This window comes from Sphingobium sp. CCH11-B1 (assembly GCF_001556865.1).
Lineage (GTDB): Bacteria > Pseudomonadota > Alphaproteobacteria > Sphingomonadales > Sphingomonadaceae > Sphingobium.
The window spans coordinates 40698-60763 of the sequence record NZ_LSJY01000003.1 but is presented as its reverse complement, the minus strand read 5'-3'; the positions used below and the strand labels follow the sequence as shown (position 1 = coordinate 60763).

24 protein-coding genes are annotated in these 20066 nt (G+C 66.6%); 10 read left to right on the top strand and 14 right to left on the bottom strand.

Annotated elements, in window-relative coordinates; translation table 11 throughout:
• Positions 1–173: 173 nt before the first annotated feature.
• From AX724_RS01040 to AX724_RS01030, 3 genes are read right to left on the bottom strand one after another with little or no spacing between them, the layout of a single operon-like run.
• Positions 174–1394, bottom strand: a complete 1221-nt coding sequence (locus AX724_RS01040) for a hypothetical protein (protein ID WP_066762594.1) — start codon at positions 1392–1394, stop codon at positions 174–176.
• Between the two features lie 45 nt (positions 1395–1439).
• On the bottom strand, positions 1440–1745 hold the full coding sequence (locus AX724_RS01035) for a hypothetical protein (RefSeq protein ID WP_066762591.1): 306 nt from the start codon (positions 1743–1745) through the stop codon (positions 1440–1442).
• A 41-nt stretch (positions 1746–1786) separates the two neighbouring features.
• On the bottom strand, positions 1787–2782 hold the full coding sequence (locus AX724_RS01030; RefSeq protein ID WP_066762667.1) for a cysteine synthase A: 996 nt from the start codon (positions 2780–2782) through the stop codon (positions 1787–1789).
• A gap of 191 nt (positions 2783–2973) precedes the next feature.
• Here AX724_RS01030 and AX724_RS01025 point away from each other — a divergent pair, with 191 nt between their 5' ends.
• The 3 genes from AX724_RS01025 to purL all read left to right on the top strand — a co-directional run bounded on the left by AX724_RS01025 (position 2974) and on the right by purL (position 6727).
• Entirely contained in the window at positions 2974–3990 is a 1017-nt protein-coding gene (locus AX724_RS01025; RefSeq protein WP_156447965.1) for a cell wall hydrolase, read from the top strand.
• Positions 3991–4298: 308 nt separating this feature from the next.
• On the top strand, positions 4299–4427 hold the full coding sequence (locus tag AX724_RS01020; protein ID WP_066762587.1) for an entericidin A/B family lipoprotein: 129 nt from the start codon (positions 4299–4301) through the stop codon (positions 4425–4427).
• A 122-nt stretch (positions 4428–4549) separates the two neighbouring features.
• Entirely contained in the window at positions 4550–6727 is a 2178-nt protein-coding gene (purL, locus tag AX724_RS01015; protein WP_066762585.1) for a phosphoribosylformylglycinamidine synthase subunit PurL, read from the top strand.
• A 6-nt stretch (positions 6728–6733) separates the two neighbouring features.
• On the opposite strand, the gene AX724_RS01010 is transcribed toward purL, so the two are convergent.
• Positions 6734–7264: a GNAT family N-acetyltransferase gene (locus AX724_RS01010; RefSeq protein WP_066762582.1), complete on the bottom strand. Its 531-nt coding sequence runs from the start codon at positions 7262–7264 to the stop codon at positions 6734–6736.
• A gap of 43 nt (positions 7265–7307) precedes the next feature.
• Positions 7308–8069 carry a methyltransferase domain-containing protein gene (locus AX724_RS01005; protein ID WP_066762580.1) on the bottom strand — a complete coding sequence of 254 codons (762 nt, stop codon included), beginning with the start codon at positions 8067–8069 and terminating at the stop codon, positions 7308–7310.
• 148 nt (positions 8070–8217) lie between these two features.
• On the opposite strand from AX724_RS01005, the gene AX724_RS01000 reads away from it, so the two are divergent.
• The 3 genes from AX724_RS01000 (at position 8218) to bfr (ending at position 10319) form a co-directional block, all read left to right on the top strand.
• The gene (locus AX724_RS01000) at positions 8218–9459 is read left to right on the top strand and encodes a DUF418 domain-containing protein (protein WP_066762578.1); all 1242 of its coding nucleotides are present in this window, start codon (positions 8218–8220) and stop codon (positions 9457–9459) included.
• Between the two features lie 61 nt (positions 9460–9520).
• Entirely contained in the window at positions 9521–9691 is a 171-nt protein-coding gene (locus AX724_RS00995; protein ID WP_066762576.1) for a (2Fe-2S)-binding protein, read from the top strand.
• A 148-nt stretch (positions 9692–9839) separates the two neighbouring features.
• Positions 9840–10319 (top strand): bacterioferritin, encoded by a 480-nt coding sequence (gene bfr, locus AX724_RS00990; RefSeq protein WP_066762574.1) that lies wholly within the window; start codon positions 9840–9842, stop codon positions 10317–10319.
• 61 nt (positions 10320–10380) lie between these two features.
• Here the strand turns inward: bfr and AX724_RS00985 are convergent, their stop codons facing one another.
• Positions 10381–10788 carry a (deoxy)nucleoside triphosphate pyrophosphohydrolase gene (locus AX724_RS00985; RefSeq protein WP_066762569.1) on the bottom strand — a complete coding sequence of 136 codons (408 nt, stop codon included), beginning with the start codon at positions 10786–10788 and terminating at the stop codon, positions 10381–10383.
• An 83-nt stretch (positions 10789–10871) separates the two neighbouring features.
• On the opposite strand from AX724_RS00985, the gene AX724_RS00980 reads away from it, so the two are divergent.
• Complete coding sequence (locus AX724_RS00980; protein ID WP_066762665.1) at positions 10872–11057, top strand: Flp family type IVb pilin; 186 nt, start codon at positions 10872–10874, stop codon at positions 11055–11057.
• 142 nt (positions 11058–11199) lie between these two features.
• On the top strand, positions 11200–11361 hold the full coding sequence (locus AX724_RS00975; RefSeq protein ID WP_066762566.1) for a Flp family type IVb pilin: 162 nt from the start codon (positions 11200–11202) through the stop codon (positions 11359–11361).
• Between the two features lie 64 nt (positions 11362–11425).
• Here AX724_RS00975 and AX724_RS00970 read toward each other — a convergent pair whose 3' ends face one another.
• The 5 genes from AX724_RS00970 to AX724_RS00950 all read right to left on the bottom strand — a co-directional run bounded on the left by AX724_RS00970 (position 11426) and on the right by AX724_RS00950 (position 16762).
• Positions 11426–12904, bottom strand: a complete 1479-nt coding sequence (locus tag AX724_RS00970; RefSeq protein ID WP_066762563.1) for a M48 family metalloprotease — start codon at positions 12902–12904, stop codon at positions 11426–11428.
• 73 nt (positions 12905–12977) lie between these two features.
• Positions 12978–13922 carry an acetyl-CoA carboxylase carboxyltransferase subunit alpha gene (locus tag AX724_RS00965; RefSeq protein ID WP_066762560.1) on the bottom strand — a complete coding sequence of 315 codons (945 nt, stop codon included), beginning with the start codon at positions 13920–13922 and terminating at the stop codon, positions 12978–12980.
• Between the two features lie 11 nt (positions 13923–13933).
• A complete protein-coding gene (locus AX724_RS00960) occupies positions 13934–14749 on the bottom strand; it encodes a tyrosine-type recombinase/integrase (RefSeq protein WP_066762558.1) in 816 nt (271 codons plus the stop codon).
• A gap of 1 nt (position 14750) precedes the next feature.
• Positions 14751–16568, bottom strand: coding sequence for a hypothetical protein (locus AX724_RS00955; RefSeq protein WP_066762555.1), 1818 nt, complete (start codon positions 16566–16568; stop codon positions 14751–14753).
• A gap of 5 nt (positions 16569–16573) precedes the next feature.
• On the bottom strand, positions 16574–16762 hold the full coding sequence (locus AX724_RS00950; RefSeq protein ID WP_066762553.1) for a hypothetical protein: 189 nt from the start codon (positions 16760–16762) through the stop codon (positions 16574–16576).
• A 97-nt stretch (positions 16763–16859) separates the two neighbouring features.
• Between AX724_RS00950 and AX724_RS00945 the strand changes: the two genes are divergently transcribed.
• Both AX724_RS00945 and aroB read left to right on the top strand, forming a co-directional pair.
• Positions 16860–17408 carry a shikimate kinase gene (locus AX724_RS00945; protein WP_066762551.1) on the top strand — a complete coding sequence of 183 codons (549 nt, stop codon included), beginning with the start codon at positions 16860–16862 and terminating at the stop codon, positions 17406–17408.
• The gene (gene aroB, locus AX724_RS00940; RefSeq protein ID WP_066762550.1) at positions 17399–18526 is read left to right on the top strand and encodes a 3-dehydroquinate synthase; all 1128 of its coding nucleotides are present in this window, start codon (positions 17399–17401) and stop codon (positions 18524–18526) included. Before AX724_RS00945 ends, aroB begins: the two co-directional genes overlap by 10 nt.
• On the opposite strand, the gene AX724_RS00935 is transcribed toward aroB, so the two are convergent.
• From AX724_RS00935 to fabZ, 3 genes are all read right to left on the bottom strand, one after another.
• Positions 18505–19020 carry a hypothetical protein gene (locus tag AX724_RS00935; RefSeq protein WP_066762547.1) on the bottom strand — a complete coding sequence of 172 codons (516 nt, stop codon included), beginning with the start codon at positions 19018–19020 and terminating at the stop codon, positions 18505–18507. The two genes, aroB and AX724_RS00935, sit on opposite strands and share 22 nt — an antisense overlap.
• Positions 19021–19161: 141 nt before the next feature.
• A complete protein-coding gene (gene rpmE, locus AX724_RS00930; RefSeq protein WP_009822308.1) occupies positions 19162–19386 on the bottom strand; it encodes a 50S ribosomal protein L31 in 225 nt (74 codons plus the stop codon).
• 202 nt (positions 19387–19588) lie between these two features.
• A complete protein-coding gene (fabZ, locus tag AX724_RS00925) occupies positions 19589–20065 on the bottom strand; it encodes a 3-hydroxyacyl-ACP dehydratase FabZ (RefSeq protein ID WP_066762542.1) in 477 nt (158 codons plus the stop codon).
• Between the last annotated feature and the right edge of the window lies 1 nt (position 20066).

The window sequence follows — 20066 nt, the reverse complement described above, 5'->3', positions numbered from 1 at the left end:
GGCCCCTTATTTCCTTGGGGCAAAGACTTCCCGCCGCCGGAATCGCCTGTGCGAGCCCACGCCACGGAACTGATCAACGCCTTAGAACCCCAATGCGGTTTGTGTACCAAGCATCGGGGTGGCTGTGAAGGGATTTTTTGGGAGAGGATGGGAAAAGCCGGTGAAAAATGGGATCAGTCGTTTTCTCCTGATTTCAGCGGCTTGTTTTCCCTTTTTGTTCCCAGCCGCATACCCGGTTCCACCCGGCCAGGCAGCACCGTTCCCAGCATCGCCCAGAAAATCCCGACGCCAACGACCCAGCGCAGCGCGGCGACCACATCGGCCGGCGTATGCATCCAGCGGCGCTCGGACGGCATGTCCCCGCCCAGCCAGCGCACCAGTTGCGCGGGCGTGTCCGCGCTCCAAAGGCGCGGGTCGAGCGGCCGTGCAGGCTCGGCCAGCCACAGCCGGTCATCCAGCAGATCGGCGTCCCCGACCAGACGGACGGTCCCTCTCCCCACCCGACGTTCGACCATCAGGGCGCGGCCGCGCAGCTCCGCCCCCGCTATGGTCACAAGCGCGCCATCGGGCATGAAATGGCGGATTTCCGACGATTGGAAATGTCCGCCGCGATCGAATCCCCAATGCGACAGCGCCGTCCCCAGCAGGCTGACCGGCGGCGCGCGGCGGCGGTCGCCCAGCGGCAGCCCGCCCGGCCAGCGTAGCAGCGGATCGGCCAGCACCAGCGCGATTCCTCCGTCGCGGACCCAGGCATCCAGCGCCACCATCTGCGCGGCGGTCATCGCGCGCGGCTGGGCAAGCAGCAGGCGGCGCGCGTTCGTTTGCACAAGCTGCTGCGGATCGTCCAGCGGCACCAGCGTGAAGCGCGTCCGCAGGATCGTGACGATCGGCGCATCGCGCGGACCGCCTCGTCCCATCTCCTCCCAGAACAGCGGAAGCGCCGTGATGACGGCAAGTGCGGGCCGCTCTGCCACGGGGCGCAGCGGCTGGGCCGGACCGCGCCAGAGCAGCAGCGCGGCGATCCCCAGCATCAGGACGCCTGACGGCATGGCCTTGAGGTGCCCGGCCCGACCCGCCGTCCCTGGCGCGCGACGCAGAAATGCGCCGCCCAGAACCGACAGCAGGCCAATGGCCAGCAACGCCGCTGCATCGTGCAACTCCGGCGGGCGGGCAGAGGCGCGTGCGCAAAACAGCAGCACCGTCCCCGCGCTGCCCAGCGCCGTCCAGACGAGCATGGCCCATCCGCGCCGCGCCGCGAGCAGGCCAGTCACCACCAGCACAAGGGCGGTCGGGACAGACCAGTCGAAAGGATCGGCCTGCCCCGTCAGCCATGCCCGATGCAATCCGGCGAGGAAGAGGAGCAGCGAGGGCAGCCAGAGCCGGAGGAATCGCATGCAGGCCGCCTTCACCGGCGGCGCTCCGGCTCCGGTCTCATCGCGTCAGTTCTGCTGCTGCGCGGGATCGCTATCCATAGGCTTGCGAATATTGGGATCGGGCTGCAGGTCAGGCACGATCGGCGCCTGCTCGGGCGCGGGCTGAACGCCCAGTTCCGCAAGCGGCTCCTTAGGCGAGACGGCATTCTGGGTCAGCGTCGGCACGACCGGCGGCGGCGAGGCGGCGTCGTCCAGCCGCGCCTTTTCGATCACGATGTTCGCCAGGCCCACGAGCAGCACGACGCCCGCCAGCCCGGTGAGGCCGATCTGGACGCGCTGCAACCCTTCCTGACGGCGGGGTGTTTCAGCCATGCAACCCTGTCTTCCCTCTCAGCCGCGAACCATACCGGCAATCAGCCATTTTGCGCGAGCCAGGGGAAGACGGTCAAGCCCTTAGATTCCAGCCACTGCCGGTTGTAGAGCGTGGAGAGGTAGCGAAAGCCGGTGTCGCACAGGATCGTGGCGATCCGCTTGCCGGGGCCGAGCTGCTTCGCCAGCGCGACCGCGCCCGCGACGTTGATGCCGGACGAAAGGCCCAGGCACAGCCCTTCCTCGCTCAGCAGGCGACTGACCCAGTGCAGCCCCTCCTCGTCGGCGATGCGGAACTGCGTGTCGATGGGCGCGCCTTCCAGATTGGCGGTAATCCGCCCCTGCCCGATGCCTTCGGCGACCGAACTGCCTTCCGCCTTCAACTCGCCATGCGCATAATAGTTGAAGAGCGCCGCGCCGTGCGGATCGCTGAGCGCGATGGTGATGCCTTCGTCCTTCGCCTTGAGGCCAAGGCCGACGCCCGCGATCGTGCCGCCGGTGCCCGCCGCGCAGGTGAAGCCGTCGACCCGGCCCTCCATCTGCGTCCATATCTCCTCGGCCGTGCCGACGATATGCGCCTTGCGATTGGCGATATTGTCGAACTGGTTGGCCCAGACGGCATTTTCCGTCTCTTCCGCGATGCGGCGGCTGGTGTGGACGAAATGGCCGGGGTTGGAATAGGCGGCGGCCGGCACCGTGACCAGTTCCGCGCCCAGCGCCCGCAGCGTATCCATCTTCTCCCGGCTCTGCGTTTCGGGCATGACGATGATCGTGCGATAGCCCTTGGCATTGGCGACGAGGGCCAGGCCGATGCCGGTATTGCCTGCCGTCCCCTCGACGATCGTCCCGCCGGGCTTGAGCAGCCCCTTTTCCTCGGCGTCGTTGACGATGAACAGCGCAGCCCGATCCTTGACCGAGGCGCCGGGATTGGCGAATTCGCATTTGGCGTAGATGTCGCAGCCGGTTTCCCGCGACGGGCCGGCGAGACGCACCAGCGGGGTGTTGCCGATGAGCGAGAGGCTATCAGGGTGAAGCAGCATGGCGCTTCGCATAGCGGACCCCGCCACCCTTTGCCAAGCAAGCGAATGATGGAACCGACAAAGGCTGCATTTAACCTTTGCGATCCCGGCCGTCCCACAGCGGCACAGTCAGGAAAGGGGTAAGGCAATCCCGGCCGAACTGATGTAGGGCGCGCTTTCAGGCGGCGATGCGACGCCGTGGCGGGAGCGACATGCGCGAAGGCAGGCGATCTTTGGAAGCGGGCGGTGCGGGCTGGCGGGGCACATGGACGGGCCGGGGCCTGATCCTGCTCGCTGCCCTGCTGGCGCTGGTCGCGCCGCGATTCATCACCGCCGCGCCGCTTGACCTGCTGCAGGGTGGCAAGGCGTCGGCGGCGGCGATCGACCCTGCGGAACAGCCGGGCGACAATTTCCCCGGTTCCGCCTTCTTCTTCGCGGAAGGCGCCTTCGATCCCGTGCCGGGCGCCGATACGCTGCGATCGCAGCATGTGCTGGGGCTGGACAGCGTCGATGCCGCGCCCTCCACCCGCTTTCAGGGATTGACCGCGCTCGACCGCTATCGCGCGCTCAACTGCCTGACATCGGCCGTCTATTATGAGGCGGGCAACGAACCGGAGGACGGGCAGCGCGCCGTGGCGCAGGTGGTGCTCAACCGTGTGCGCAATCCGCTATGGCCGGGCAGCATATGCGGCGTGGTCTATCAGGGATCGGAACGGGCGGACTATCGGTGCCAGTTCAGCTTCAGCTGCGACGGATCGATGGCGCGCCCTCTCCTGCCGTCGGCCTGGGTCCGCGCGCGCCGCATCGCGCAGGATGCGCTGGCCGGCCATGTCTATGCGCCGGTGGGCCTTGCGACCCATTATCACACGCTGGCGGTGCGGCCGGACTGGTCGTCCAGCTTGCGGCCGGTGGCGGTGATCGGTGCGCACATCTTTTATCGCAATCCCGGCCTCAACGGGTCGGCGGCGGCGTTCAATGCCGTCTATCGGGGCTATGAAAGCCTGTCGGGGCCGGCGCGCACATCCTGGCCGGCAAGCCCGGTCGCGCCGCCGGAAATGCCGCGGGAAATGATAGCCGGCGCGGTCGCGCCGCCGCTTCCGTCCCTGCCGTCGATTTCGCCGTCCGCACCGGCCGGATGGACAGCGCCGGTCCCTCTGCCCGCGCAGGACGGCCTGCCCCAATCGACCATACGCCCGGAATATCGCAACAGCGGCCGGCCCCTGATCTGATTTTCTTCGGTGAACGTCGCTATAACCAGCGAAGTGCCTGCAATCATTCGACAATAAAAATGCATTTTTTATGCCGCGCGCCGGAACCCTTTTGGCGCTTTGCGGGTTCTACAATTCGGATAGCAAATCTTTTGCCCCCGCTCTTGCTATCCGCAAAATATGAGCCCGGAACGTCTCCCCCCCCCGACGCGTTCCGGGCTCAGACTTTTTTGGCCCTCCAAATAGCTGAATTCTTTATTCTTTTCGGTCGCGGAACGGAAGCTGCCGGCGCGGGTTCTTCCGTTCGTCCGTTTTTGAGGAGGTTTTCGATGACGAAGAAGATCCTGGCCGCTTTGCTGCTTACCGGTTCGCTGATGGTCGCCGCCTGCAACACCGTCGAAGGCGCTGGCCGCGACGTGCAGAGCGCGGGCAAGGCGGTGGAAGACGCCGCCGACTGACCCTGTTTCCCGGCCCCCTAGCATGACCCGCCTCCGGGCGGGTCTTTTTTTGCGCCTCGCGCGCCCTTGCGCGGGCCTGCCCGCCATTGCCCTTCCGCCGTGCCGCCGCTAAAGGCGCGGGCATGTCCAGCACCGCCGCCCAAATCACCCCGGAAATCGTCGCCGAACATGGCCTTTCCCCGGAAGAATATGATCGCGTCCTCCATGCGCTCGGGCGCGAGCCGAACCTGACCGAACTCGGCATCTTTTCCGTCATGTGGTCGGAACATTGCAGCTACAAGTCGAGCCGCATCCATCTCAAGAAGCTGCCGACCACCGGCCCGCAGGTGATCTGCGGCCCCGGCGAGAATGCGGGCGTGGTCGATATCGGTGACGGTCAGGCCGCCATCTTCAAGATGGAGAGCCACAACCACCCGAGCTATATCGAGCCCTATCAGGGCGCGGCGACGGGCGTGGGCGGCATCTTGCGCGACGTCTTCACCATGGGCGCGCGGCCGATCGCCAACATGAACGCGCTGCGTTTCGGCCGGCCCGATCATCCCAGGATGCGCCACCTCATCAGCGGCGTGGTGCACGGCATCGGCGGCTACGGCAATTGCGTGGGCGTGCCGACCGTGGGCGGAGAAGTGAATTTCCATGCCGCCTATGACGGCAACATCCTGGTCAACGCCATGACCGTGGGTGTCGCGGACACGGACAAGATCTTCTATTCGGCGGCGTCGGGCGTCGGCAATCCGATCGTCTATGTCGGGTCCAAGACCGGCCGCGACGGTATCCATGGCGCGACCATGGCGTCCGCCGACTTCGGCGAGGACAGCGATGAAAAGCGGCCGACCGTGCAGGTGGGCGACCCCTTCACCGAAAAGCTGCTGATCGAGGCGTGCCTGGAACTGATGGCGTCGGACGCCATCGTCGCCATTCAGGATATGGGCGCGGCGGGCCTCACTTCCTCCAGCGTCGAGATGGCGTCCAAGGGCGGCGTCGGCATCCAGCTCAACATGGACGACGTGCCGCAGCGCGAAACCGGCATGACCGCCTATGAAATGATGCTGTCGGAAAGCCAGGAGCGCATGCTCATGGTGCTGCAGCCCGGCAAGGAAGGCTTTGCCGAGGCGATCTTCCGCAAGTGGGAGCTGGACTTCGCGGTCATCGGCCATGTCACCGACACGGGCCGCATGGTGCTGGTCCACCGGGGCGAAACGGTGTGCGACATCCCGCTCGCGCCGCTGGCCGACGACGCCCCGCTCTACGACCGGCCGTCGCTGTCGCGCGAAGACTATAAGGCCTGGGCCAAGGTGGAACCGCTCGGCGACTTGCCTCAAAGCGCCAATGTGGGCGCGGACCTGCTGACCCTCATGGCCTCGCCCGACATCGCCAGCCGGCGGTGGATATGGGAACAATATGACCATATGGTCGGCGCGGACACGGTGCAGCGGCCGGGCGGCGACGCGGCGGTCGTGCGCGTCCATGGCACGCGCAAGGGCATCGCGATCAGCACCGATTGCACGCCGCGTTATTGCTATGCCGATCCCTATGAAGGCGGCAAACAGGCCATCGCGGAATGCTATCGCAACCTGTCGGCGGTCGGATCGACCCCGCTCGCCGTCACCAACTGCCTGAACTTCGCCAATCCCCAGCGGCCCGAGATCATGGCGCAACTCACCGGATGCCTCGACGGCATGGGCGACGCCTGCCGCGCCCTGGACTTCCCGATCGTGTCGGGCAATGTCAGCCTCTATAATGAAAGCAAGGCGACCGGCGGCGGATCGGCCATCCTGCCGACGCCTGCGATCGGCGGCATCGGCCTGCTAGCGGACGTGGACGTCATGGCGACGGTCGCGTTCAAGACCGCCGGCGACGCCATCTGGCTGATCGGCGGCGAAGGATCGCACCTTGGCCAATCGATCTGGCTGCGCGAGATTGCCGGCCGCGAGGCAGGCGACGCGCCCAAGGTCGATCTGGCGGCCGAGCGCGCCAATGCCGATCTCGTCCGCACGCTCGTCGCGAACGGCACGGCGAGCGCCGTCCACGATATTTCCGATGGCGGGCTGCTGGTCGCGATCGCCGAAATGGCGCTGGCCGGCAATATCGGCGCGGAAACCGTCACCGCCTTCACCCCTGCAAGCGCCTTTGGCGAGGATCAGGGCCGCTATGTCGTCACCACCGCGCCGGACGCCCAGGTCGCGGGCGCGGTGCGGATCGGCACGGTGGGCGGCGACGCCGTCGCCGGCGTGCCGCTGGCCGACCTGCGCGCCGCGCATGAAGGCTTCTTCCCTGCGCTGATGGGCGGCGAACTCTAAAGACGATCAGGGTCGGCGGTAGATAAATTCATGGTCGGTCCAGTCACCGACCGGAAAGCCATATTCGCCGACCTTCTCGAAGCCGCGCCGGCCATAGACAGCCTGCGCCCGTTCGTTGCCCGACCAGACGCCCAGCCACACCGGCCCCGGCATATGCGTGCCCAGCCAATCGAGCGCGGCGTCCAGCAGCGCGCGCCCGGCGCCCCGCCCCTGCGCGGCGTTGAGGGCGTAGATCTGATATAGCTCGCCCTGATCGGCGCTGGCCTCCGGATGGGGCAGCTTGCACGGTCCGACATGGGCATAGGCCAGCAGCCGGCCGCCATCCTCCACCACCCATGTCGCGTGCGTGGGATCGGCAATCTCCCGTGCCACCTTCTCCACGCCATAGCTCTCCGCCTCGAACCGGGCGAGGTCGGCGGGCGGATAGGGCACGCCGAACCCGTCGAGGAAGGTTTCGCGGAAAGCCGCCAGCTTGAGTGCCGCCAGCGCCGTCACGTCGGCGGCCTCGGCGGGGCGAAGGGAAAATCCGGTCGTCATCGCTCCCGCATTGCATGGGGGCCGCCGGTGCGCAATCCTCGTCTCAGCGCGTCACCCGGCCGAACAGCAGCTGATAGCGATCCTGCCCCCCGGCGGCGTCATAGGCGTCCATCACGCGCCGCAACTGCCCGGCGGACAGGGGGGGGCGCCCCGCGCCGGGCACGACCGCGCCGATCCCCTTGAGATGCGCCAGCAGCGCCCGCGCACCCCGCCCCTCGATCGCGACCTCCTCGTCGAAGGCGAAGGCGTCGCCATGATCCGCCAGCATCGGTCGCAACGCGTCCAGCGTGGGATAGAGCGGCACGCCGCATGGCAGTCCGCAGGCGTCGTGCGCCGCGCGCCAGGCCACGAAACTGCCCCGCCCCATGGTGGAGAAGATCAGGCTTCCGCCGGGCCGCAGCAGTGCTGCAAGTCGGGCGATGGCGGCCGACAGATCGTCAAACCACTGGAAGGCGAGGCTGGAAAGGATAAGGTCGAACCATGGCCCGTCGAAGGCCGGAGCCTCCCCGTCCATCGTCAGGAACGTGCCGGCCACCCGGCCCTGCGCCGCCGCCTGCGCCAACATGCCGGGGGAGATATCTGTCGCGGTCAGTTCCGCGGCGGGCCAGCGCGCCTGGATGTCGCGCGTCAGCAGGCCCGTGCCGCAGCCTATCTCCAATATCCGCGCCGCGCCGCCGGGATGCTGCCGCCGGGCAAGATCGGCGACAAGCGCCGCGGCGAAGCGCTGCGGCCCGGCATGCGCCTCATAATGCGGGGCCGCCGCGCCGAATGCGTCGCTGATCCGCTGCTTGCGCGCGTCGATCATGGCTGGATCAGGGCGGGTTGACGGGTCATGCACTCGCCTTGGAAAATGCGGCGATGAAGCACAAGGCCCTTTTCACGCCGGATGAAAAGGCTCTAGGCGCGTCAGAAGAGCGCCCGCCCTCCCGGCCGAAGCAGGAAAATATCGTCGCATGACCGCTTCCCCCCGCATTCCCGCCATGGACGTGCTGCGCGGCTGCGCCGTGCTTGGCATAGTGTGGATGAACATCACCGCCTTCGCCCTGCCGCAGAGCGCCTATTTCAACCCCGCGATCGCTGGATCGCTTTCGCCAGGGGACATCGCCTTCTGGGCGGTCAGCCTGATCCTGGTGGACGGCAAGATGCGCGGCCTCTTCGCCCTTTTGTTCGGCGCGTCCATGCTGCTGCTGATCGACAAGGAGGAAATGGCCGGCCGCGACGGGCGGCGGACCCAGATGATTCGGCTGGCCTGGCTGTTCGTCATCGGCTGCGCGCACGTCTTTCTGCTCTGGTGGGGCGACATATTGCGCATTTACGCCATTGTCGGCCTGTTCGCGCTGCTCTTCGTCGGGCTGGAACCGCTGGCGCTGGTCAAGCGCGCCTTTCTTTGCTTCCTGGTCCAGTTTCTGCTGATGGCCGCCTTCATCGCGAGCCTCTATCTGTGGGGAAGCGCCGCGGCAGCGCCCGATGCCAGCGCCGCCACGCGCGAGGGCTTCCAGAGCTTCATGCGCGCGCTCAGCGATCCCGCCAGCCCGGCGACGCTGCACGAAATCGCGACCTATCGCGGCGGCTTCACCGGCATCCTCGCCATGAAGGCGGCGGCGTTCCCCGGCGAATGGCTGTGGGGCTTCCTGTTCAACGCCTTCGAAACGCTGGGCTTCATGCTGCTCGGCATGGCGATGCTGAAGGGCGGGTTCCTGACAGGCGGCTGGGATGCCGACCAGTATCGGCGCACCGCCCGGCACTGCTTCCTGATCGGACTGCCGCCGATGGCGGCGATGGCGCTGTGGGTCGTGGCGAGCGGCTTCGCGCCCCTGCCCGCCTATGGCGTGGCGCTCGCCTGGTCGCTGCCCTTTCGCATCCCGCTGACGGTCGGCTGGGCGGCGCTGATCCTGTGGCTGCTCGCGCGCCATGCGCCCAGCCCTTATGTGGCGCGATTCGCGGCGGTGGGGCGCATGACGCTCAGCAACTATCTGGGCACCAGCCTTGTCATGACCGCGCTTTTCTATGGCTGGGGGCTCGGCCTGTTCGCCCATGTCCGGCCGGCGCTGCTGCCCTTGTTCGTGCTGGGCGGCTGGGCACTCATGCTCTTGTGGTCCAAACCATGGGCGGATCATTTCGCCTTCGGCCCCGCGGAATGGCTGTGGCGCACCCTCTCCTCGGGCAAGACGCAAAAGATTCGCAGGAGCAGCTGATTCTACTATTGCGACCCATTATCATCCACGCTATCTCCGTTGCGACAGGAGAAGCATCACGATGGTCGTCTGCGTTTGTAACGCGCTTCGGGAAAAGGATGTGCGGGAAGCCGCACGCAACGGCGCGGATACGCCGTGCAGCGCCTATGCCCAGTTCGGCCGCCGTCCCAAATGCGGCCAGTGCGTGTCCTTCGCCCGCACCATCATCGCGGCCGAACGCGCCTCCGCCTGACAGGATTGCGAAGCATCCGCAGGGAATTGCCGCGATCACCACGCAATAGCGCCCCAAAAAATCGCGGATTTCCAAGGCTTTTCAGCTTAACAGCCCTGCGTCGAAAGGCTATGGTCCGGCCGTTCCCCAATCGCCGGAGTATAACGCCATGAAGGGCGACCCGAAGGTCATCGAATTTCTGAACGAGGTGCTCAAGAACGAGCTGACCGCGATCAATCAATATTTCCTCCACTACCGCATGCTCAATCACTGGGGCGTCGAGAAGCTCGCCAAGTTCGAATATGAAGAATCGATCGACGAGATGAAGCATGCCGACAAGCTGGCGGAACGCATCCTTTTCCTTGACGGCCTGCCCAACTTCCAGCTGCTCGGGCGGCTGAAGATCGGCGAGAGCGTCGAGGAAATCCTGAAAGCCGACCTCGAGCTGGAATATGAAGCGCTGCCGGTGCTCAAGGACGCGATCGCCTATTGCGAATCCATCCGCGACTATGTGAGCCGCGACCTGTTTCAATATATCCTCGAAAGCGAGGAAGAGCATGTCGACACGCTGGAAACCCAGTTCGAGATGATCGAACGTATGGGCATCCAGAATTATGTGCAGTTGCAGAGCAAGGCCAAGGAAGACTGACCGGGCTTGTTGGCGGCCCGTCCGGGTCGCCACTCCTGCCGGACCGCACCGCGCATCCCTTTTATAGCAACGCCTCCAGCAGGCCGATCAGCGGCAGGTCGGCGGGAGGCATGTCGAGCGCATAGAGTTGCGCAGGCCGCGCCCATTTGAGCGCCGTCGCATGCCGCGCCTCCGGCACCCCCTGCCATTTGCGGCAGACATAGAGCAAGAGCAGCAAATGCCTGTCGCCCAGCGGTTCGCTGGCGAAGGTCGCCGGCGCCAGGCAACTGGCGTGGGTGCGAATGCCCAGTTCCTCCTCCAGTTCACGGACCAGCGCCGCCTCCGGCGTTTCGCCGGCTTCCACCTTGCCGCCTGGAAACTCCCACAGCCCCGCCATGGCCTTGCCCGGCGGCCGCTGCTGGACCAGCACGCGCCCGTCCGCGTCGACCAACGCCACCGCGACGACGAAGAGGGGGGAAAAATCAGTCATAACGCTCCAGATCACAGGGCTTTGTTAACCCTGCCTCCTTTACATGGCTCCAGGGGACTGTCTGCACCGAAACGGGGAAAATGATGCGCGACCTTCTACGGTTTCTGGCCCGCTCAAGCCTCATGCGGTGCAGCCGGGGCGCGACTGCGGTCGAATATGGGCTGGTCGTCGCGCTGATCGTGCTGGCTATGCTTGCAGCGTTGAACAAGCTTGCAAGCAAGACCGTCGGCATGTGGAACAATGTCGCAACAGAAGTAAGTTCCCATTAACCATCAAACTTTGACAATTGGATCGCGGCATTAAGTCTTTCTCAACTGAACCCCTCTATTTCCGTTGTTGCTGACCACCAATTTCCAGTCGGGGCGGCCGGGTATTTTTAACGCTGTATTTGGTATTCCAAGGAGACGTAGCATGAAGTTCGTGCGTAAGATGCTGAAGAACGAAAAGGGTGCAACCGCGATCGAATACGGCCTGATCGCCGCTCTGATCGCCGTCGCCGCCATCGGCGCGATGAGCAACCTGGGCAGCCGTCTGAGCGGCACCTTCAACAACGTGTCGGGCAACCTGAAGTAAGCTCCGCACCGTTGCAAAGACACAAGGGCGGTGGACGAAAGTCCGCCGCCCTTTTGCGTTTCCGTCACCAGCCGACGATCTTGACCCGTTGCCCCGGCCGCAGCGTGGCGTTGGCGGCGAGCGCGTTGATCGTCACGAACCGCTCCACCGGATAATCGGTATAGGCCATTCGCTTCGCGAGCGATTGCACCGTGTCGCCAGCCTTGACGGTCACGACCTGGACACGGCGCGGCTTGATGGCGGCGGCGTCCTGCGCGGAGAGGCGCTGGATCGATTCGACCATCGGCACAAAGGGGCCAATCCCGCGCCCGGCCGGCGTGATGAGAAGGAAGTGATAGGCTTTCCCGCCGCCAAAATCATAGGCGAAGACCGTGGCATCGACCTGGCTTGACTGGGTCGAGGCGCGCACGGTGCGCCACGCCGCGGGCAGGCCGTTGATCGTGGTGCGCTGCACCTCGCCCTGCGGCACGCCGCCCTTGCCGCCGCCCAGCCGAGCAAAGACGCCGTCGATATAGCCGGCAAGGTCGCCGCCGTAAGCGCCGCCGCCGAACTGCGCCTGCCCGCCCGATCCAGTGATGGAAACCGCGTCGGCGCCATTTTCCATGCCGAAGCCGCTGGGCGCGGTGAAGCTGAGCCGCAAGTCCGGATGGCGGAAGCGGTTGCCGTCGATCACGCCCTGCTTGGGATCGTCGCCATAAAGCACACCGTCCAATGCGTTGAGGAAAGCGTCGCGATTGCGCGCCGTCCCGCTGGCCCGGGTGGCATCGGCCGCCCGCGCCGCGCGGGTCACGCGAGACGCAGGGTCAGGATGGGTGCTTGCCCATTCCGGCGTGGACCGGGCGCTGCCCGCCGCCCGTGCGTCGAGACTGCTCTGCGCGGCCAGAGAGGCAAGCATGTCCGACAGCGCGCGCGGATCGTAACCGGCGGACGCCAGGTAGCGGATGCCCAGGTCGTCGGCCTCATATTCCTGCGTGCGCGAAAATTTGAGGGTCAGCAGCTGGCTCCCTGTGCCGATGCCCTTCTGCACGATACCGGCCAGCCCGGAATCGCCCAGAAATGCCCCCGCCAGCACCCCCAGCAGGGCGCCGCCAATGGCGTTGCGCTGGGCCGCTTTCTGCCTGCGCTGGCCATGTTCCGCCGCGACATGGCCGACCTCATGGCCCAGCACGCCGGCCAGTTCCGCCTCGTCGTTCATCAGGGCCATCAATTGCCGCGTCACATAGACATAGCCGCCGGGAATGGCGAAGGCGTTGTTGACGGGGGAATTGAGCAAGGTGACCGTGAAATCGCCCTGTGCGTTGGACAGGCCGGACTGGACGGCGATGCGCCGGCCGACCCCTTCCACATATTTCGCCTGTGGCCCTGCATAGGCGCCGCCAAATTCCTTCAGCAGTTCCGGATGCCGCTTCGCCCCGCTCGCCTTATCCTGCGCGCTGATCGACGATGTGGTGCGAACCGCGCGCTGTTGCCCGATCACCGCCGGCGCGGCGATGGCGGCGATCAACGCCGCGCCCGCACCGCCCAGCGCCCATCTACCCTTCATGCGCCTCACCCTTTCCCGTTACCCCTTCGCAACGAGCGACAATGGCGGGGCGTTCCCGGAAAATGAAGTGGGTTCAGGCCCCTATGGCGAGAAATTTGTCGGCACGGTCGGTGCGCAGCGCATCGGCGGCCATGCCGTCGAGCGCGTCCAGCTCCGCCTCTATCGCGGTTCCCAGGCTGGCGATCGCCTGCACCGGCTCGCGATGCGCGCCGCCGATCGGCTCCGGCACGATCCGGTCGATCACGCCCAGATTTTTGAGGTGCTGCGCCGTCACCTGCATGGCGGTGGCGGCGTCGCTCGCCTTGTCGGCCGTGCGCCACAGGATCGATGCGCAGCCTTCGGGCGAGATGACCGAATAGACCGCATGTTCGAACATGATGACGCGATTGGCCGCGGCCAGCGCAATCGCGCCGCCCGATCCGCCCTCGCCCACCACGGCGGCCACCATCGGCACGCCCAGCTTCAGGCAGGCTTCGGTCGATCGCGCGATCGCTTCGGCCTGCCCCCGTTCTTCCGCCTGCACGCCGGGGAAAGCGCCCGACGTATCGACCAGGGTCACCACCGGCAGGCCGAACCGATCCGCCAGTTCCATCAGGCGGATCGCCTTGCGATAGCCCTCGGGCTTGGCCATGCCGAAATTGTGCCGCACGCGGCTGGCGGTGTCGTCGCCCTTTTCATGGCCGATCACCATCACGCGCCGTTCGCCCAGCGTCGCGAAACCGCCCAGGATCGCCTGATCGTCGGCAAAGGCGCGATCCCCGGCAAGCGGCATGAAATTGTCGAACAGGCCGGCAACATAATCCTTGAAATGGGGACGATCGGGGTGCCGCGCCACCTGCGTCTTCTGCCAGGGCGTCAGCTTGCCATAGGTGTCCGCCAGCAGCTTGGCGGCACGGTTTTCCAGCGTGGCGATCTCGCCGTCGATGTTGATGTCGCCGACGCTCGCGGTGGCGCGCAATTCCACGATGCGCGCTTCCAGTTCGGCGATCGGCTTTTCGAATTCCAGAAAGCTAACCATGGCGCAAGGCGTTAGGGGGATGGCGCGTCCTCGTCAACGCGGGGATGCACCGCGCGGTGCGCCATGCCGGCCAGCGGGTGCCGCTGGTTGACCAGGTCCACCAAGCGCCTGCTGTCGACATGGGTGTAGATCTGCGTCGTGCCGATGTCGGCATGGCCCAGCATCGTCTGCAACGCGCGCAGGTCCGCCCCGCCCTCCAGCAAATGGGTGGCGAAGGCATGGCGCAGCACATGCGGGCTGACCCGTTCCGGCGCGATCCCCGCGGCGGCGGCCAGGGTCTTTACTATCGGTACCAGCCGCTCCCGCCCCCCCTTGCCCTTCAGGATCAGGAAGGGCCGATCGGCGGCCAGCGCGCGGCGCGGCAGCGACACCAGCTCGCTGGCACGCAGGCCCGATCCATAGAGCAGCTCGATCAGCGCCGACAGCCGCAGGTCCAGCGGCGCGGGATGCTCGACATCGATCCGTTCCGCGATCAGCGCGAAGAAACGGTCCACCTCCGCCGTGGACAATATCTTGGGCAAGGGCCGTCGCGTCACCGGCCGGGGCAAAGCGGAAGCCGGGTTGTCGGCGCGCAGCCCCTCCTCCTCCAGAAAAGCGTAGAAGGCGCGCAGTGCCGACGCTTTTCGCGCGACGGACGATGCGGCGAGCGGCGCCCATTGCGCCGACAGGCCAGCCAGCGCATCCTTGTCCGCAGCCACCAGTCCGCCGACCAGCGCCGCCGCCCCGGCCAGGTCGGTCCGGTAGGCGATCAGCGTATTCCTCGACGCGCCGCGCTCCGCCGCCATCATTTCGAGGAAGCGGTCGATCAGGGCGGCGTCTTCCTGCACCTTAAGTCCTGCTGATCGCCTCTGCCGCGATCATCCGCGCTTCGGGATCCAGCCCAACGCGATGCAGCGCCGCGACGATATGATAGAGATGGCCGGGGGGCAGCTTCGACCAGTCGTTCCCCTGCATGCCCACCGCCGCCAGCAGCGCGACGGTCGCTTTCTCGCCCCGCTGCGCCGCCGCGCCGATGGCGCGCGCCCAGCGGCTGTCGGCGGCGAGCGGCACGCCATTGTCCTGCGCCAGGGACTGCGCGTCGCCGGCGGACAGGCGCGACAGGCCCGCCAGCGCCGCGATCAGCATCCGTCCCTTCGCCGCGCCGGCCTCCTCGATATAGGAAGAGACGCGACCGCTGCCCATGTCCACCACCGGGCTGGGCGCGCCGACCGCCAGCAAGGCCCAGAATTGCGATGCCCCTGCGCCGTCCAGCTGGCCGATGGCGCGCGCCCACCGTGCCGCATTGCGATCATAGCCGGCCGTGAGCATCGACGCGACCAGATTGGCGGCATCCTGCCCATCGGTCTGCGCGACGGGCAACGCGGCGGCGGCGCGGGCGGTGGCGATCAGCCCAACATAATCGGGGTGCGCATTGTCCTGCCACCAACTGCGCATGCCGACGATCCGATCGCCCACGGTCGCCCCGGAATAGGCTGTGCGCAGGGCTTCCACCCGGTCGGCCACGTCCGCCGGCGGATCGCCCTCCGTCCCCATCTGTCCGTAAAAGCCCACCAGCGCGGCGCTGGAAAAGACCCCCAGCCGCGCCGCGATGTCGACGCCCGGCCGCCGCCGCATTGGCGACAGCGCCGCCGCGCGCGCTTCCCAGGCGCGGACATGGCTCCCCGCCGTCGCATAGAGCGGTTCGGGAATTTCCACATTGAGCGCGGTGGCGAGGCCGTAGCGCCATGACGTCAGCCGATCGACCCCGGTCCATTCGATCTTGACCGAACGGCGTGCGTTGAAGCCGGTGCCCACCACCTTTTCCGCCAGCCGGTAATCGACGCCGCGCACCTCGCCGCGCCGCTGCACCTGGTTGAGCGCGCCGCTCGCCGTCCCCTGATCGCCCGACAGCGCGGGGCAGATGGCGCGGGTCATGGCCCATCCTGCTGCCTTGCTGGTGCGCAGCGCGCCTTCCGACAGCGGGCACAGCCCGGCCGGATCGGCGGTCGCCAGATAGGTTTCCATCGCCACCGCATAGAGGCGCGGCGTGAAGCGGTCCGAATCGACGCTCTGCACCATCAGCCGGGCGCTGTCCGCCTCGCCCATGCGCAGCAGCAGCCAGGCGCGCTCGGCCGCCCAGTCCGCCCCGTCTATGTCGCGCGGGGTGTCGGTGGCCGACAGCAGCGCGCGGCGAAGCAGGATGGAGGCCCAGCGCGAGACGATGGGCGCATGGGTTTCGCGCATCAACGCCGCCAGATACCTGCCGGACTGGGCACCGAAGGCTGTGGATTCGAAGCCGCGCGTCTCCGGCGTCAGCGGTCCGATGCGGTCAAGCGAACGGCGCGCCGTATCGGGCAGGTCGTATTTCGCCTTCTCGGCCGCCAGTTCTTCCGGCGTCATTTCCTCGGCCGCATTGTCGCCGTCCAGCAGCGACAGGTCGGCCGATGTGCCGGTGTCCAGCGGCTGCACCATCGGAACGGCCGGCGCGGCAGGCGAGGATGGCGACGATTGGGCCGGGCGGGAGGGCTGCGGCGCTGGCGTTTCGGGCGCATCGCCAAAGCCGGGGGGCAGCAGCGATTCGGGCGCCTGCTGCGCGACGACGGGCAGCGCCAGCGCGAGCGCGAAGCTGCCCACCGCCCATCTGGCGTTCCCCCGCGGCCAGCGCATCGGCCTTATTGCCCCAGCTTGTCTGCGGGAATGACCTTCTCGACGCGTTGCTGCGGCTGTTCGCCGCCGCGCGACCAGAAGAAGGCGAGCAGGGCGACGACCAGCAGGACGAGGACGATGGGAATGACAGGCAACCGGGTGCCGCGGCGGCGCGCACTGCTATCGAAACTGCCGAAGTTGCGATTATTCTTCATAAATCCTTGGCTTAAGCTGACGAGCCTGCAAGGCCCGACGTCCGGGGGAAAGATGCGATTTGCCTCTGCGACGGCTGGCTGTATAGCCCCGCAAGCCATGCAGCGAAACAGCAAAATCCCCGACAGTCAGGCCGGCCGTGGCCCTATCGTCCTGGTGGGCATGATGGGCGTGGGCAAATCCACGGTCGGGCGCAGGCTGGCGGCGCGCCTGGGCCTCAGCTTCGTCGACGCGGACGAGGAGATAGAGAAAGCCGCCGGCATGAGCGTGGCGGAGATTTTCGAACGCTATGGCGAGGCGCATTTCCGCGACGGCGAGCGGCGGGTGATCGCCCGGCTGATGGATGGCGCGCCCAAGGTGATCGCGACCGGCGGCGGCGCCTTCATGCAGGAAGAGACCCGCCGCCTGATCCTGGACAGCGCGACCGCCATCTGGCTGGACGCCGACATCGACATATTGGTGGATCGCGTGGCGCGGCGCGACAGCCGCCCGCTGCTGAAGGGCAAGGATCCCCGCGCCGTGCTGACCGAACTGGCGGCTACGCGGAACCCGATCTATGCGCTCGCGCCGATCCACGTGAAGAGCATCGCCGCCCCGCACGAGGTCGCGGTGGAGCGCATCATGGAGCAACTGACGGCATGGCATTAGTCCGCGTGGCGCTGGACGCGCGCAGTTACGACATAGTGATCGAACAGGGGGCGCTCGACCGCGCCGGCGATCTTCTGTCCCGCCATGCGCGCAAGGGGCGGCTGGTGGTGGTCACCGACACGCATGTCGCCGCCGCGCAATTGCCGCGCCTCGACGCGGCCCTGCGCGCAAGCGACGTGACGGTCGAACCCATCATCCTGCCGGCGGGCGAACAGACCAAGAGCTGGCGCCATCTGGAACAGTTGCTCGACGCGCTGCTGGCGCTGGAGATCGAGCGGGGCGACCATGTCGTCGCGCTGGGCGGCGGGGTCATCGGCGATCTGGTGGGCTTTGCCGCGTCCATCCTGAAGCGCGGCTGTCACTTCATCCAGCTTCCAACAACCCTGCTGGCCCAGGTCGATTCGTCGGTCGGCGGCAAGACCGCGATCAACACGCGCGCGGGCAAGAATCTGGTCGGCAGCTTCTACCAGCCCGCTTTGGTGCTGATCGATCCTTCGACCCTCGACAGCCTGCCCCCGCGCGAAACCCGCGCCGGCTATGCCGAAGTCGTCAAATATGGGCTGATCGACGATCCCGATTTCTTCGCCTGGTGCGAAAGCGACGGCCATCGCCTGCTCGCCGGCGACGCGCAAGCGCGCGTCCATGCCATCGAACGAAGCGTTCGCGCCAAGGCCGCCATCGTCGCCGACGACGAACGCGAGACATCGGGCCGCCGCGCGCTGCTCAACCTCGGCCACACCTTCGGCCATGCGCTGGAGGCGGACACGGGCTTTTCCGACACGCTGCTGCACGGCGAAGGCGTCGCGGCGGGCATGGCGCTCGCCTTCCGCTATTCCGCGCGGCTTGGCCTCTGCCCGCAGGAGGATGCTGACCGCGTGACCGCTCATTTGAAGGCCGTGGGCCTGCCCTACGACCTCGCCACCGCTCATGTCACCGCTAACGGCCCGGCGCTGGTCGCGCACATGCTCCACGACAAGAAGATGGCAGCGGGCACCCTCCCCTTCCTCCTCGCCCGCGGCATCGGCCAGACCTTCCTGTCGAAGGACGTCGCGCTGGACGACGTGGCGGCGTTCCTGGACGAGGATCGGGCGAAAGCTCAGCGAGGCGCGACCCTGTAGCCGCTATCGGCTGCGATCCAGATCACAGGCTTGCCCGGCAGGTTCACGTCGACACGTTCCACCTGACCATATTTCATCAGCCTGCCGCCCTCCATCCTCAGGCCATCACATGTCTTTTTGCCGACAAGCGGCTTGAGCTTGGCAATCAGACTTTTCAGCGCCATCGCGTGACGGTCTGGTGGCAACAGCGCGCCACCAACCCTCACCTTCGCACCTTCAAGGGCGGCGTCAGTCAGCTGACCGCAGATGGAGCCGCCGTCGATTGTCACGGGAATCGACGTTTGAAGTGTAATCGGCTGGTCTGGGGCAAGCAGAACCTCCCCCGTTTCCACGAACGAGCCGTCTTCAGCGGCGGTGTAGGAGGCAATTGTCGAACATGTTTTGGTGGCGACGTCGGGGTTGGAACAGAGTTTCATGCCAGCCTTGCTGTTCGCGACCACGTCTATGTCCGATACGCCCGCGACAGCACCGGCAAGCAGCAACAATGAAATCATCTGATCGGTCCCTCCCCCTCGGCGGATCGCCTCCGCCAACCTGCAATGACGATGTCCACCACAATGGCAGGTCCAATCACAAGCAAAAAAGGGCGCCCCGTCCCCGGAGCGCCCCCTTCATCTCAAACCCGCTAAGGCCGATTACTTCTTCAGCGTCAGGCCGCCGAAACGCTTGTTGAAGCGCGCCACCTGGCCGCCGGTGTCGAGCTGGCGGTTGCCGCCCGTCCAGGCCGGGTGCGACTTGGGATCGATGTCGAGCGCCAGCGTGTCGCCTTCCTTGCCCCAGGTCGAGCGGGTCTGGAAGGTGGTGCCGTCGGTCATCTGGACGGTGATCATGTGGTAATCGGGGTGGGTATCGGCCTTCATGGCGGTGATGCTCCTATAGTGGCCGGTTTCCGACCGGCCGGATGCGAAAAAATGCGAAGGCGCGCCGTTAGCGGTTCGCGGGGCAATTGGCAAGGGATAAGCCTGCCCCCCAATCGTCATCCCAGCGAAAGCCGGGGTCTCATTGTGGCGCGCACTGGCAGGAAGATGCCAGCCTGCGCCGGCATGACGAGCAAGTTCCGCGTCAGTCCTTGGGCGGATCGGCGATCATCGCGACGAACTGCGCCTCGGCGGCCAGCTTGCCGTCGACCATCGCCTTGCCGCGGAACTTGCAGACCGCGCCGCGGAACTGCGTCGCGTCCACATGCAAGTCGAGCAGGCAGCCCGGCTCTACCGGAGAGCGGAACTTCGCGCCGTCGATGCTCATGAAATAGACGAGCTTGCCCGAATCGGCGAGGTTCATCGAATCGACCGCCAGCACGCCCGCCGCCTGCGCCATCGCCTCCACGATCAGGACGCCGGGCATGATCGGCCGCCCCGGGAAATGCCCCTGGAAGAACGGCTCGTTCATCGACACGGCCTTCACCGCATGGATCGACTGGTTGGGCACCAGCGACACCACGCGGTCGACAAGCAGCATCGGATAGCGGTGCGGCAGTGCAGCCATGACCCGACGGACATCCATCGGGCCACGCGCGGTCGATTCAACCTCCCCCGTCATC

What these genes read in the sequence shown, in the direction of transcription:
- AX724_RS01040 (WP_066762594.1), bottom strand. Translation starts at nt 1,394, where the DNA reads ATGCGATTCCTCCGGCTCTGGCTGCCCTCGCTGCTCCTCTTCCTCGCC.
- AX724_RS01035 (WP_066762591.1), bottom strand. Translation starts at nt 1,745, where the DNA reads ATGGCTGAAACACCCCGCCGTCAGGAAGGGTTGCAGCGCGTCCAGATC.
- AX724_RS01030 (WP_066762667.1), bottom strand. Translation starts at nt 2,782, where the DNA reads ATGCTGCTTCACCCTGATAGCCTCTCGCTCATCGGCAACACCCCGCTG.
- AX724_RS01025 (WP_156447965.1), top strand. Translation starts at nt 2,974, where the DNA reads ATGCGCGAAGGCAGGCGATCTTTGGAAGCGGGCGGTGCGGGCTGGCGG.
- AX724_RS01020 (WP_066762587.1), top strand. Translation starts at nt 4,299, where the DNA reads ATGACGAAGAAGATCCTGGCCGCTTTGCTGCTTACCGGTTCGCTGATG.
- purL (WP_066762585.1), top strand. Translation starts at nt 4,550, where the DNA reads ATGTCCAGCACCGCCGCCCAAATCACCCCGGAAATCGTCGCCGAACAT.
- AX724_RS01010 (WP_066762582.1), bottom strand. Translation starts at nt 7,264, where the DNA reads ATGACGACCGGATTTTCCCTTCGCCCCGCCGAGGCCGCCGACGTGACG.
- AX724_RS01005 (WP_066762580.1), bottom strand. Translation starts at nt 8,069, where the DNA reads ATGATCGACGCGCGCAAGCAGCGGATCAGCGACGCATTCGGCGCGGCG.
- AX724_RS01000 (WP_066762578.1), top strand. Translation starts at nt 8,218, where the DNA reads ATGACCGCTTCCCCCCGCATTCCCGCCATGGACGTGCTGCGCGGCTGC.
- AX724_RS00995 (WP_066762576.1), top strand. Translation starts at nt 9,521, where the DNA reads ATGGTCGTCTGCGTTTGTAACGCGCTTCGGGAAAAGGATGTGCGGGAA.
- bfr (WP_066762574.1), top strand. Translation starts at nt 9,840, where the DNA reads ATGAAGGGCGACCCGAAGGTCATCGAATTTCTGAACGAGGTGCTCAAG.
- AX724_RS00985 (WP_066762569.1), bottom strand. Translation starts at nt 10,788, where the DNA reads ATGACTGATTTTTCCCCCCTCTTCGTCGTCGCGGTGGCGTTGGTCGAC.
- AX724_RS00980 (WP_066762665.1), top strand. Translation starts at nt 10,872, where the DNA reads ATGCGCGACCTTCTACGGTTTCTGGCCCGCTCAAGCCTCATGCGGTGC.
- AX724_RS00975 (WP_066762566.1), top strand. Translation starts at nt 11,200, where the DNA reads ATGAAGTTCGTGCGTAAGATGCTGAAGAACGAAAAGGGTGCAACCGCG.
- AX724_RS00970 (WP_066762563.1), bottom strand. Translation starts at nt 12,904, where the DNA reads ATGAAGGGTAGATGGGCGCTGGGCGGTGCGGGCGCGGCGTTGATCGCC.
- AX724_RS00965 (WP_066762560.1), bottom strand. Translation starts at nt 13,922, where the DNA reads ATGGTTAGCTTTCTGGAATTCGAAAAGCCGATCGCCGAACTGGAAGCG.
- AX724_RS00955 (WP_066762555.1), bottom strand. Translation starts at nt 16,568, where the DNA reads ATGCGCTGGCCGCGGGGGAACGCCAGATGGGCGGTGGGCAGCTTCGCG.
- AX724_RS00950 (WP_066762553.1), bottom strand. Translation starts at nt 16,762, where the DNA reads ATGAAGAATAATCGCAACTTCGGCAGTTTCGATAGCAGTGCGCGCCGC.
- AX724_RS00945 (WP_066762551.1), top strand. Translation starts at nt 16,860, where the DNA reads ATGCAGCGAAACAGCAAAATCCCCGACAGTCAGGCCGGCCGTGGCCCT.
- aroB (WP_066762550.1), top strand. Translation starts at nt 17,399, where the DNA reads ATGGCATTAGTCCGCGTGGCGCTGGACGCGCGCAGTTACGACATAGTG.
- AX724_RS00935 (WP_066762547.1), bottom strand. Translation starts at nt 19,020, where the DNA reads ATGATTTCATTGTTGCTGCTTGCCGGTGCTGTCGCGGGCGTATCGGAC.
- rpmE (WP_009822308.1), bottom strand. Translation starts at nt 19,386, where the DNA reads ATGAAGGCCGATACCCACCCCGATTACCACATGATCACCGTCCAGATG.
- fabZ (WP_066762542.1), bottom strand. Translation starts at nt 20,065, where the DNA reads ATGACGGGGGAGGTTGAATCGACCGCGCGTGGCCCGATGGATGTCCGT.